Annotated in this window: 12 protein-coding genes and 1 other annotated feature; all 12 genes read left to right on the top strand. The window is 39.6% G+C overall.

The window, feature by feature from the left end; translation table 11 throughout:
- The first annotated feature begins 59 nt into the window (after positions 1 to 59).
- Entirely contained in the window at positions 60 to 1,241 is a 1,182-nt protein-coding gene (locus ABE099_RS13590; protein ID WP_430031610.1) for an Rne/Rng family ribonuclease, read from the top strand.
- A 154-nt stretch (positions 1,242 to 1,395) separates the two neighbouring features.
- Positions 1,396 to 1,481, top strand: a sequence feature (ribosomal protein L21 leader region).
- A gap of 13 nt (positions 1,482 to 1,494) precedes the next feature.
- Positions 1,495 to 1,806, top strand: a complete 312-nt coding sequence (rplU, locus tag ABE099_RS13585) for a 50S ribosomal protein L21 (protein WP_210088606.1) — start codon at positions 1,495 to 1,497, stop codon at positions 1,804 to 1,806.
- 14 nt (positions 1,807 to 1,820) lie between these two features.
- On the top strand, positions 1,821 to 2,153 hold the full coding sequence (locus ABE099_RS13580) for a ribosomal-processing cysteine protease Prp (protein ID WP_430031608.1): 333 nt from the start codon (positions 1,821 to 1,823) through the stop codon (positions 2,151 to 2,153).
- A 17-nt stretch (positions 2,154 to 2,170) separates the two neighbouring features.
- On the top strand, positions 2,171 to 2,482 hold the full coding sequence (rpmA, locus tag ABE099_RS13575) for a 50S ribosomal protein L27 (RefSeq protein WP_430031606.1): 312 nt from the start codon (positions 2,171 to 2,173) through the stop codon (positions 2,480 to 2,482).
- A 196-nt stretch (positions 2,483 to 2,678) separates the two neighbouring features.
- A complete protein-coding gene (locus tag ABE099_RS13570; protein WP_430031604.1) occupies positions 2,679 to 3,449 on the top strand; it encodes a Spo0B domain-containing protein in 771 nt (256 codons plus the stop codon).
- On the top strand, positions 3,440 to 4,750 hold the full coding sequence (gene obgE, locus ABE099_RS13565) for a GTPase ObgE (protein ID WP_430031602.1): 1,311 nt from the start codon (positions 3,440 to 3,442) through the stop codon (positions 4,748 to 4,750). Before ABE099_RS13570 ends, obgE begins: the two co-directional genes overlap by 10 nt.
- A 484-nt stretch (positions 4,751 to 5,234) precedes the next feature.
- Positions 5,235 to 5,672 carry an ACT domain-containing protein gene (locus ABE099_RS13560; RefSeq protein ID WP_210088601.1) on the top strand — a complete coding sequence of 146 codons (438 nt, stop codon included), beginning with the start codon at positions 5,235 to 5,237 and terminating at the stop codon, positions 5,670 to 5,672.
- A gap of 50 nt (positions 5,673 to 5,722) precedes the next feature.
- The gene (locus ABE099_RS13555) at positions 5,723 to 7,009 is read left to right on the top strand and encodes a homoserine dehydrogenase (RefSeq protein ID WP_430031600.1); all 1,287 of its coding nucleotides are present in this window, start codon (positions 5,723 to 5,725) and stop codon (positions 7,007 to 7,009) included.
- 93 nt (positions 7,010 to 7,102) lie between these two features.
- Entirely contained in the window at positions 7,103 to 8,065 is a 963-nt protein-coding gene (gene thrB, locus ABE099_RS13550; protein WP_430031598.1) for a homoserine kinase, read from the top strand.
- Complete coding sequence (gene pheA / locus ABE099_RS13545; protein ID WP_430031596.1) at positions 8,062 to 8,958, top strand: prephenate dehydratase; 897 nt, start codon at positions 8,062 to 8,064, stop codon at positions 8,956 to 8,958. Before thrB ends, pheA begins: the two co-directional genes overlap by 4 nt.
- A gap of 27 nt (positions 8,959 to 8,985) precedes the next feature.
- Positions 8,986 to 9,864 carry a branched-chain-amino-acid transaminase gene (gene ilvE / locus ABE099_RS13540; RefSeq protein WP_430031594.1) on the top strand — a complete coding sequence of 293 codons (879 nt, stop codon included), beginning with the start codon at positions 8,986 to 8,988 and terminating at the stop codon, positions 9,862 to 9,864.
- 426 nt (positions 9,865 to 10,290) lie between these two features.
- Positions 10,291 to 11,541 (top strand): LysM peptidoglycan-binding domain-containing protein, encoded by a 1,251-nt coding sequence (locus ABE099_RS13535; protein WP_430031592.1) that lies wholly within the window; start codon positions 10,291 to 10,293, stop codon positions 11,539 to 11,541.
- The last annotated feature ends 509 nt before the right edge of the window (positions 11,542 to 12,050 follow it).

Here is a 12,050-nt window from a genome sequence, read left to right as displayed (position 1 = left end):
ATAATAAAAGCTTATTAAGTAGAAACATTAAATACTGTTACAGAATAAAGGGTGAGCATATGAAACAAATGCTAGTCCATTGTGCATCTGATCTCACAGCAATGGCTTTAATAGAAGATGATAAATTAGTAGAATATACAGTAGAATACGCTCAACGCCAAGGTGTCGTGGGTAGCTTTTTTAAAGGGAAGGTTGTTAATGTTGTTCCAGGTATGCAGGCGGCCTTTGTAGATATCGGTCAAAAGAAAAATGCCTTTTTATATATAGATGATATATTGCCACAAAATCTAGAACAGTATCCTAAAGAAAAACCTTCTATTCAAGATTTAGTCAAAACTGGACAAGAACTAGTTGTACAAGTGACTAAGGATGCATTTGGCAACAAAGGTGCAAGAATTACAACGCATTACTCCTTGCCAGGACGTTGGTTAGTTTATATGCCCTATGCAGGGTATGTTGCAATTTCCAAAAAGATTAAGCAAGAGGAAGAGCGAGAGCGTTTAAAAATAGTAGGGGAACAACTGCGGCAGGAAGAAGAAGGTTTAATTTTACGTACCGTAGCTGAACAACAGAGTCTGATTTCCATCGAACAGGATTTTAGATATTTACAAGAGCAATGGAAAAGTATTTTGAAAAGGGCGCAGAAGGTAGCTGCACCATCTGCATTACATCATGACCTCAGTATGGTTCAGCGCTTAATTCGTGATGCATACAGTCCTGAAACTGACAATATTATTGTAGATTGTCCAAAGGTAGCGGAAGAGATATCACTATTTGTGTCCTCTATACTGCCAAATGAGAAACCACATGTGAATGTGTACAAGGGAACTACACCCTTATTAGAGCAATACCTTGTTACCACACAAGTAGAGCGTGATTTTGGGCGGAAAATTTGGTTGCCTGGTGGTGGGTATTTAATCTGGGATCATACCGAAGCGTTAACAGTGATTGATGTGAATACTGGAAAATATACGGGGGGACAAGATCTAGAGGACACCGTATACCACACCAATCTGGAAGCTGCTACGGAGATGGCCAGATTGATCCGCTTGCGTGACATTGGTGGCATTATTATAATTGATTTTATTGATATGGACAGTGAAGCACATCGTGATGCGGTACTGGATACTCTTGGCAATGCGATGGCCCAGGACAGGACACAACACCATATATTAGGGTGGACAAGGCTTGGCTTAGTGGAGATGACGAGGAAAAGAATGAGAGAGATTATGATCGGCTGAGAAACTTCGTTTCATAGTATTATGTTTGCACATAAAGAGTGTACATACAGACTGTACTTATCAATCATATTATGAATGTACCTTGAAATAGAAGTTGCTTTTTTGACGTGCTGGTGATATTATATTTAGGTATGTGACATGAGTATGACTTGTGCACATGCTGTAACCGCTCCGATCGGGTTATGAAGTTTGTTTGATTTTTTCAAGCAACACCTGAATTAGGCGAGTCTGAGACATGAGGAGGTGCAAGCATATGTACGCAATTATCGAAACAGGTGGCAAACAATACCGTGTTCAAGAAGGCGATGTTCTTTACATTGAAAAATTGAACGCAGAAGACGGATCAAGTGTAACATTTGATCGTGTATTGGCTGTATCTAACGGTGAAGGTTTGGTAGCAGGAACTCCATTGGTATCCGGTGCAAGTGTAACAGCGAAAGTTGAAAAACACGGCAAAGGTAAAAAAGTTGTTGTTTATAAATACAAACCTAAAAAGAACTACCACAAAAAACAAGGTCATCGTCAACCTTACACTAAAGTAACTATCGAGAAGATCCAAGCTTAATTATCGGTGACAATATGATTATTGTTTCTATATTAAGGGATGAATCTGACGGTGTTTATGGTTTTGAGATTAAGGGACATGCTAATTTTGCGAAAAAGGGCCAAGATATTGTCTGTGCTGGTGTTTCTGCGATTACCGTAGGTACTGTGAATTCGATCGAGTCATTAATTGGAGTTCATATGGATTCCGTTATGCAAGATGGTTTTCTAAATGCACGTCTTCCGCTTGGACTATCCTCTGAAGCTAAAGAGAAGTCACAGTTTTTACTCTCAGCCATGATAGTTATGTTGAAAGGGATCGAAGATTCTTACAACAAATATATTAAGATTCGGGATATAATTAATTAAAGAAGGAGGAAACCATTATGTTGAAGTTGGATCTCCAGTTATTCGCATCTAAAAAGGGTGTAGGTTCCACAAAAAACGGTCGTGACAGTATTTCCAAACGTCTTGGCGCAAAACGTGCAGACGGACAAACTGTAACAGGCGGAAGTATTCTTTATCGTCAACGTGGTACGAAAGTACACCCAGGCAATAACGTTGGTATTGGTAAAGATGATACATTATTTGCTAAAATCGATGGCGTTGTTAAGTTTGAACGTTGGGGCCGCAATCGCAAAAAAGTGAGCGTGTACCCTGTAGAGGTTGCTGCAGTAGCAGCAGCTGTTGAAGCTTAAGCTTAATGCATTAGGTTTTTAGAAGCCTCAGACATCAGTAATGTCTGAGGCTTCTTGATGTTTATAGCACATTTCAACATTTAGAAAAAATCAATTCCTTGATTTAGCTTTAATGGGACAAGGATTGTGATATACTAATGTAATGAAATAGGGTAAGGAGTTCATTAATTTGGTAAAGGAACGAGGAAAGTAACATATGAAGCAGTCGATTTTAGTACCAGTTGGTATTGCGGTATTTTCAGCACTCTGTATGGTACTCATTTACTTTCTTCATTCACCGATCATGAGCCTTATTCTGAGTATGTGTATGTTTGCTGTTCTTTGGGGATATATCGTATATCTCAAATTTAAAGCAGCAAACGAGCGCAGAAGTTTACTTGAATCAGTACAAAGGACAGCCGCCGCAACACTTAGTCATCATCGTCATGATTGGATGAATGATTTGCAGATTTTGTACGGTTATATTCAATTACGCAAATATGATAAACTTGCAGGCTGTGTGGAAAGAATAAAGGAACGGATGTTAATTGAGAGCAAAATATCTAGATTAGGCATCCCATCCTTAACTTTTTATTTACAGTCATTTCGTGAACTAAACAGCAATGTTCAACTTACCGTGTTGATTGAAGGTGATCTTCAGCTTGATTCATTATGCTCAGAGCAGGGGAGTCAGCACCTAACGTCTGCAATTGTAGAAACTATTCGTGCTTTTCAATTTAAGGATCGGATATCTTGGGGAGAGTTGTTACAATTAACAGTCTCATTTTATCTTGATCAGCAACATGTTTATGTTTCTTTTGATCAAGAAGGTCCAACTAACAACCTAGATACAATCAAGCTGCACTTGGAGCATTTATTATCGGGAACTGAAGTGGTAGTTTCTTGTAATGAATCAGAATCAGAGAACTCAAAGCTTCTATTGTCTGTTCCTTGCAGCAAACTAAATGAGGTGAATGCATGTTCGTAGATAAAGCTAAAATTTACGTAAAAGGTGGAGATGGTGGAGACGGCATCGTCGCTTTTCGACGTGAAAAATATGTACCTGATGGTGGACCAGCCGGTGGTGATGGAGGTAAGGGTGGAGATGTTATCTTTCGTGTAGATGAAGGATTACGTACACTTATGGACTTCAGGTATCAACGACATTTTAAAGCTGATCGTGGTATTAAAGGGCGTAACAAAAGTCAGCATGGTGCAAATGCAGAAAATATGATTGTGCGCATTCCACCAGGTACGATCGTTATTGATGACGATTCTGGTGAAGTATTAGCAGACCTTACGCGTCATGGTCAACAGATTGTTGTTGCCCGTGGAGGTCGTGGGGGGAGAGGGAATACAAGATTCGCTACTCCTAAAAATCCTGCTCCAGAGCTTGCAGAGCATGGGGAAGAAGGGCAAGAACGTTACGTTACGTTAGAACTTAAAGTGATGGCAGACGTTGGTTTGGTTGGATTCCCAAGCGTAGGGAAGTCAACTCTTCTGTCTGTTGTCTCCGCGGCACAGCCTAAAATCGGAGCTTATCACTTTACAACGATTACGCCTAATTTAGGTGTTGTAGAAGTTAGTGAAGGTAGAAGTTTCGTTATGGCAGATTTGCCAGGATTAATCGAAGGCGCAAGCGAAGGTGTAGGCTTAGGTCATGAGTTCCTACGTCATATCGAGCGTACTCGTGTTATTATCCATGTCGTTGATATGGCAGGCTCTGAAGGCCGTGACCCGTTTGATGACTGGCAAAAAATTAATAATGAATTAAAGCAATACAATGCCCACTTAGAGGACCGTCCTCAAATTGTAGCTGCGAACAAAATGGATATGCCTGATGCTGAGGAAAATTTAGAATTGTTTAAACAGCAAATATCAGAGGTGAGACCTGACCTCATTATTATGCCAATTTCTTCATTAACACGTAAAGGGGTTCAGGAGCTTTTATATCGTGCGGCTGATTTGTTGGATCAAATTCCACAAGCACCAGCAATTGAAGAAGTTACTGAAATCAATGAGCGTAAAGTATATAAGCTTGAATCTAAAGACGATAACAGCTTTACGATTAAACGGGATAACGAAGATTTCGTTGTGGAATGTCCTAAGGTTGAGCGTATGATGAAACGGATGCAGCTTAATACACATGATGCGATCTTAAAATTAGCAAGAACATTACGACACATGGGAATTGATGATGCATTACGTGAGCGTGGCGCAAAGGATGGCTCAATTGTGCGAATTGCTGATTTTGAATTTGAGTTTGTTGAAGGAAGTAGTTATTACTAAATTTATCGCTCAACATAGTAATCAGTGCTTGACAATGTTTGGGGTGGGAGGCTACGTAGCAGAGAGTGGTTTCAACCTCTGTTAAAGTCCTACTTTTTTATAACTTGTCTTGAAATAATAAAAATAGGACTTTAAAGTGGCTTATGCTCTCGAAGTATCTTTCTTACAGAAAGATTGTACCGCTATCGCTTTTCCACCATCTCTCTGCTCCTCCGCTTCGTTTGCCTATTGTCAAGCACTGATTTTAAGATTGAGCCAAATTTATTAATAATTTAGGTATAGAGGAACTCATCCAAAATTATTGGATGACCATGGTAAAGATAGAGGGCTGTAAAATAGTGCATGAAAAGAGATGATTTCTGTGTTTCACAGAGGTCATCTTTTTTTTAGCCAAAGTTTTGTCAACAATTTAGGTTGCCGGACTTGATGGTTTAGGATATAATGTCCTCTATACGAAAACAAAGGTCTCTAAGGAGAGGACGTTTTGAAGGAACGTTATTATTTAGTACGTGAAGATATTTTACCAGAAGCCGTATTAAAAACAATACAGGTGAAGCAGTTGTTAGCAAGTGGAGAAGTGAAGACGGTATACGATGCAACGATGCAGATTGGATTAAGTCGAAGTGCGTTTTATAAATATAAGGATGGTATTCATTTATTAAATCAATTAGAGCGAGAGCGTATCGTAACGATCTCTTTTGATCTAGAGCATCGATCAGGGATATTATCTGAGGTATTGACGAAAATCGCAAGCTTTGGTGGCAATGTTTTAACGATTAACCAAAGTATCCCGTTGCAAGGAAGAGCTAATGTTGTAATTTCAGTTGAGATATCTAATTTAATAGAGGAATTGGATGAGCTGCTGCAAACTCTTCATAAGCTGACTGGGGTTAAAAGAATACACATCGTTGGTCAGGGATAACAAAAAATGCTGTGTATAAGTATAGCTGCGTAAAATGGAGGGGAATCGGCATGAAGCCAATTAAAGTAGGTCTACTTGGACTAGGAACAGTGGGAACAGGGGTTGTCCGTATTGTTGAAGGGCACCAGGAGGATTTAATAAGTCAAGTTGGTTCACCAGTAGTGATTGAACGCATTGCAGTGCGAACCCTAGATAAACAAAGAAATATTGATATTGCTTCTTCTAAGCTGACAGAAGATCCTTGGGATGTAATAGATGATCCTGAAATTGACGTTATTGTTGAGGTTATGGGCGGAATTGAGCCTACTAAAACTTATATATTAGAAGCCTTGGAACGTGGTAAGCACATTGTAACAGCAAATAAAGACCTGATGGCACTTTATGGTTCAGAAATTTTAGCCAAAGCAAAATATAAACGTTGTGACGTGTTTTATGAAGCTAGCGTTGCTGGTGGGATTCCGATTATCCGTACACTAGTCGAGGGGTTTTCATCCGATCGGATTATGAAAATTATGGGGATTGTGAATGGCACAACTAATTATATTTTATCAAAAATGAGCCAAGAAGGCGCTTCGTATGATGATGTCTTAAGGGAAGCACAAGCTTTGGGATATGCAGAAAGTGACCCTACTGCTGATGTGGAGGGACTCGATGCCGCTCGCAAAATGGCGATTCTCGGTACGATTGGCTTTCGTACCAATGTTGGTCTAGATGATGTTTCAGTACGCGGTATTTCATCTGTAACCAAGGAAGATATCATGTATGCCAAAAAGCTAGGTTATGAAATGAAGCTGCTTGGTATAGCTGAATATCAGGATAATGAATTTAATATTAGTGTTGAACCAACGATGGTTAAGGAAGATCACCCGATTGCATCTGTTAACGGTGTATATAATGCAGTTTATGTGTATGGAGAAGCGGTTGGAGAAACAATGTTTTATGGTGCAGGTGCTGGAGAAATGCCAACAGCCACCTCCATTGTGGCGGATTTAGTTACCGTAATTAAAAATATTAAATTAGGCATCAACGGGTTGAGGGAGCTAGTATCCTATACAGATAGCAAAGTAAAGCAGGATGAAAATGTTTTTTGTAAAAACTTCCTATTGCTTCAGGTTGAAGATAAGGCAGGTGTACTTGCACAAATTACACAAATTTTTGCCGAATATCAGGTCAGCTTAGAGTCTGTGCTTCAGACGCCTGATAAGCATTCAAAGGATGTCGAAATTATAATAATTACTCATAACGCTAGTAAAGCGAGTATGAATCAAGTGTTAAGTCACTTCGAAACATTGAGTGCGGTTCGTCGCATAAAAAGTGTGTATCGGGTCGAAAGCTAACGCTTAGATTATTTTATGAGCACAATAAGTTTAAACGTATAGAAAAAAGGATCAGCATGTATAAGGCAGGTTCGTAATTAAGGGAGAGTAACTATGGGATACGAGGCAGTACGCATTAAAATACCGGCAAGTACCGCTAATTTAGGTCCTGGCTTTGATACATTAGGAATGGCTTTATCGTTGTATGCTTGGATTGAAATGAAACCAGCGGAACAGACGACCTTTCACTTATATGGAGACCAGCTTAGCGGAATTCCACAAGATAAAACCAACCTGATTTATAAAGTTGCTCAAGCTGTTTTTAGTGAAGCTGGTGTTCATGTGCCTGAGCTTGAAATTTCAATGTATAGTGAGATTCCTTTAACACGTGGGCTTGGTAGTAGCGCATCTGCTATCGTCGGTGCACTTGTTGCTGCTAATGAACTGATTGGGGCACCTCTTTCTCAAAACAAACTAATGGATATGGCAACCAAGCTTGAGAAACATCCAGACAACGTTGGGGCTTCCTTGTTAGGTGGAATCGTAACAGCGGCATGGGATGGAACTCACACGAAATATATTCAATTTGACGCACCTAACAATTTAGAGGTTTTAGTTGCAATTCCTGATTTTCAATTGTCCACCACGGCGGCCAGAGGTGTATTACCAACACAGGTTAGCTTAAAGGATGCTGTCTTTAATACAAGTCGTACATCGTTATTAACCGCAGCTCTTGCTACAGGACGACTTGATCTAATTTCATTTGCAATGCAGGATGTCCTTCATCAGCCTTACCGTGCTTCGCTTGTACCAGGTCTAACACATGTGCTTGAGGAGGCGTGTACACACGGTGCGCTTGGTGCAGCATTAAGTGGTGCGGGGCCAACTGTACTTGCATTAGTGGATAAAAACAGTAGTGACAAGCAAGCTTTAGAGCAATTTATGCAAAATACATTTTCAGCAGAGGGCATTCCAGCTACAACTTTATGGCTTAAGCCTTGCGCAACAGGGGCGAACAGGCTTACTATAGAGAATGAAGACTTCTTTGAAGCGATCGTTAGAGGTGTGCAGTCATGAAAAAAATAGCGCTTTTACCTCAAGGCTCAGTTTCCCATGAAGCATTACTCCATTTAATTGGAGAAGATGAGCCTGTTGAATTACATCATTTTAAGCACATTTCTGATGTGTTTTTGCAGGTAGCAAATGGTCTGGTGGATTATAGTGTTATCCCGATTGAGAATACGATAGAAGGTTCTGTTAGCTTGCATTTGGATTGGCTTGTCCATGAGGTCGATGTACCTATGCAGGTAGAATGGTTGTACCCTTCGATACAAAATTTAATTGGCCGTAAATCAGAACTGGTGTCTGATACTAACAAAGCTGTTGAGGGTGAAGCAGAGGAAATTAACTATGGCTCTGTGAAAAAAGTATTATCTCATCCTGTAGCGGTTGCCCAATGTATGCAGTTTATTCGTTCGCATATGCCGCAAGCTGAAATCGAGCATGTTGGCAGTACAGCTGAATCTGTTGAAATTGTGAAACGGCATCCCGGCGAGGGACTGACAGCGATTGGTACTGCTTTAGCAGCTCAAATTCATGGACTAGATGTGTTAGCTAAGGAAATAACGGATCACAATAACAATTATACGAAGTTTGTTCTTATTGGAGCGAAGCCATTTGTTAGCTCTAAAATTAACATACAAACCAAAACAAGTATGCTGGTGACTTTGCCAGAGGACTTTGCGGGTGCGCTTCATCAGGTGTTATCGGCTTTGGCTTGGCGTAGGCTAAACTTATCTCGTATTGAGTCGCGACCAACCAAAAAAAGACTGGGCAGTTACTATTTCTATATGGACGTATTAGCTTCCGTTGACTCAGTATTGCTACAATCAGCCATTGAAGAAATTCAGGCTTTAAATTGTCAGGTACGTATACTTGGCAGCTATCCTACTTGTGGTTACAATCATTAAGCATAAATTAGTGGAGGGGTGTTTGAAATGACACAAAAAATTTATTTAAATGGTCAGTTTGTAAATAAGGAAGATGCCGTTGTCTCTGTATACGATCATGGTTTCTTATATGGTGATGGTATTTTTGAAGGGATTCGGATCTATAATGGAAACATTTTTAAATGCAAAGAGCATTTAGAGCGTTTATATGATTCAGCTAAATCTATCATGTTAAACATTCCTTTGAGTTACCAAGAGATGGAGGATGCGCTAGTAGAGACAATCCGTCTTAATGAAATGCGTGATGGTTATATTCGCCTTATCGTTTCTCGTGGTACAGGTAATTTAGGATTAGATCCTAACCGCTGTCCACAGGCTTCTGTGATTATCATCGTTGAGCAGCTTGCGATTTATTCAGAAGAAGCATACAAAACAGGGTTGAAAACAGTTTCCGTGTCTACACGTCGGAACATTCCAGATGCACTTAACCCTAAAATTAAATCCTTAAACTATTTAAATAATATTTTGGTGAAAATTCAATCCAACCTTTCTGGTGCAGGAGAAGCGATTATGCTTAATGCCCAAGGGTACGTAACTGAAGGATCAGGCGATAACATTTTTATTATTAAAAATGGAGTGATCACAACTCCGCCTTGCTACTTAGGAGCATTGGACGGAATTACTCGCAGAGCAATCATGGAAATTTGTGATAAGAAGGGTTATGTTTTAAAAGAAGAGCCTTTCACACTACATGATGTGTACGTAGCAGATGAGGTTTTCTTAACAGGAACAGCAGCGGAAGTAATTGCAGTGCGTGAAGTCGATGGACGTATCATCGGTGAAGGACATGCTGGTCCAATTACGTTACAGCTTCTTGAAGAATTCCGTAACGTTGTTGATAAAGATGGCGTAAAGGTATTTGAATAGGCGCTGGATATATTAATTGTGAAATTCACAATAAAATATGAATGTTCAGAGTATTTATTGTGAACTAATATAAGCTTGGTGTTTTCCTTTTGGAGAGCATCAAGCTTTTTTACATAAGAATTAATATGTTTTGAGGGAAGCCCAGATCTTCCCCCGTAAGGAAATGGCGAGCCCCGCAAGCCTGCCTTCGAGGAAGGTGTCATTGGCGATTTTATAGTAGTGTCGGAGGAATATGGCGTTCTGCATGTGTAATGAAAGTTCGGGAATATGAAGTGTTAAATTAAAACTTTAAGCTGTAAATTCAGATTACAATAAAAAAATATCTGTATATAGATGTCAAAAAGGAGACTTCTGCATAGGATGTATTAATTGGGCCCGGGCGAATACCATGGTCCTTTAAGAAGATGTCTAGGAGGTCTTTCATCGGTGAAAATTCATATTGTGAAGCAAGGGGATACATTGTTTGAATTATCCAAGAAGTATAATGTGCCCCTCCAAGCTATCATTGACGCTAATCCACAGCTCAGCGATCCGAATAAGTTAAACATTGGGGATAAAATAAAAATCCCTACAACTTCAACGCCAGGGCAAGGAACTGATGACGTGCTATATAAGCATGTTGTGAAGCAAGGAGACACGTTGTATAAGTTGTCCAAAGCATGGGGTGTGCCTTTGCAAACCTTAATTGATGCTAACCCACAGCTCAGTGATCCAAATGTATTAAAAATTGGAGAGGTTATTAATATCCCGAAAGTATCCACCACTCCAGCTCCGGCGCCAAACCCAAATCCAAACCCAAATCCAAACCCAAAACCAAACCCAAAACCAACACCAATGCCAGCAAATTCGTCTACGTCACCAAGTCAGACAGGGAAAAAGAATACAGCGCCAAAGCCAATTGAAAACCTTCCGCCAAAGGCAGAGGAAAAGAAACCCGTTCAACCAATCACACCACCGCCAGCGCCACAATTCATCCAACAAATTCAAATTATTGAGGAAAATACTTATACAAAAGTAGAAAAGGCGAAATGTGAGCCTGAGCATCCGCCCAAGAAGCCAGATTGTGGCTGCAATGAAAAACCAAAGGCAGTTCATCCATATCAACAGTGCCAGACACCTGTTAAAGAAGTTTCATCCTATTACGATCTACCACCAATCTCACCATACTCAGTAGAGCAAGGGCATGGACAATATCCAGGCATCTCAAATATTCCAACTTATCCAATTCAAACGCCACCAAATGCTCACTATCCTCATTGTGGATCTGAGCATGAAAACAACCAATGGGGAATGAGTCCAGCACAGCATTGCAATAATATGCAAGGTCCTGCGAATATGTGGGGAAATGAATGTCCAAGTCAGCATCATACTCATTCTAGTCATTGTCATCCATTTGCATATGTGATGCCTGTTCAACCGTGTGTATTTACACCTGCTAATATGAGTGGACCAACAATTGGCATGACACCATGGGGACCTGTGCTTCGTGATGAAGAAACGCAGCCCGCACAAGAGGTTACATCCCAGTCAGAGGTGGATAAGGAAGTAACTATTTCTAACCAAGAGACAAAGACAAGAACAGGTGCAAAGAGAAAATCTTCAACAGGAAACAATACAGTGCAAAAAAAGAAAACAGCTAGCAAACCAAAAGGACGTCAAAATCCTTGGTCTAACTAAATGAAAGGAGAGGGAGCCTATTTGTTCCCTCTTCTTTTTGTATATAATGAAAACACAGATGATAATTAAATTCGTAATAAATGAAGGTATAACTTTGTGGCACTGATCTGAAGATTGGAAAAACTTATGTTTAATATGATAATCCTTTGAAAACATAATATTGATGAAAAGAATTACGGAAAGTGTAGGAATTATAGAAATCATAGAATGTACAGTTTAAAATTAGATTGAATTGGTTAAATACAATAGATAACACAAATTAAATAGCCAAAAAGAAATAGACAGAGTAAATAAGGTAATCACAAGTAGTTGCAATGTAGTATGTTAGCATGTGAATATAATCTTAAAAAAATAGCTTTTATAAACTATTAAAAACTTTTTTTAAAAAAAGACTTGTCAAAGATGTTTGTACGTGTTATATTATTTAAGTCGCCGCTGAGAGATGCGACGATGAGAAACACAGCAAAACATAAAGCAAATCAACAAGAAGTAACAAAGTTGATCTTTGA

Source organism: Paenibacillus turicensis (assembly GCF_050461185.1).
In the GTDB taxonomy this organism is placed as follows: Bacteria; Bacillota; Bacilli; order Paenibacillales; family Paenibacillaceae; genus Fontibacillus; species Fontibacillus turicensis_A.
The sequence above is the reverse complement of the archived record's forward strand: the minus strand, read 5'-3'. Positions and strand labels throughout refer to the sequence as shown.

What these genes read in the sequence shown, in the direction of transcription:
- ABE099_RS13590 (WP_430031610.1), top strand. Translation starts at nt 60, where the DNA reads ATGAAACAAATGCTAGTCCATTGTGCATCTGATCTCACAGCAATGGCT.
- rplU (WP_210088606.1), top strand. Translation starts at nt 1,495, where the DNA reads ATGTACGCAATTATCGAAACAGGTGGCAAACAATACCGTGTTCAAGAA.
- ABE099_RS13580 (WP_430031608.1), top strand. Translation starts at nt 1,821, where the DNA reads ATGATTATTGTTTCTATATTAAGGGATGAATCTGACGGTGTTTATGGT.
- rpmA (WP_430031606.1), top strand. Translation starts at nt 2,171, where the DNA reads ATGTTGAAGTTGGATCTCCAGTTATTCGCATCTAAAAAGGGTGTAGGT.
- ABE099_RS13570 (WP_430031604.1), top strand. Translation starts at nt 2,679, where the DNA reads ATGAAGCAGTCGATTTTAGTACCAGTTGGTATTGCGGTATTTTCAGCA.
- obgE (WP_430031602.1), top strand. Translation starts at nt 3,440, where the DNA reads ATGTTCGTAGATAAAGCTAAAATTTACGTAAAAGGTGGAGATGGTGGA.
- ABE099_RS13555 (WP_430031600.1), top strand. Translation starts at nt 5,723, where the DNA reads ATGAAGCCAATTAAAGTAGGTCTACTTGGACTAGGAACAGTGGGAACA.
- thrB (WP_430031598.1), top strand. Translation starts at nt 7,103, where the DNA reads ATGGGATACGAGGCAGTACGCATTAAAATACCGGCAAGTACCGCTAAT.
- pheA (WP_430031596.1), top strand. Translation starts at nt 8,062, where the DNA reads ATGAAAAAAATAGCGCTTTTACCTCAAGGCTCAGTTTCCCATGAAGCA.
- ilvE (WP_430031594.1), top strand. Translation starts at nt 8,986, where the DNA reads ATGACACAAAAAATTTATTTAAATGGTCAGTTTGTAAATAAGGAAGAT.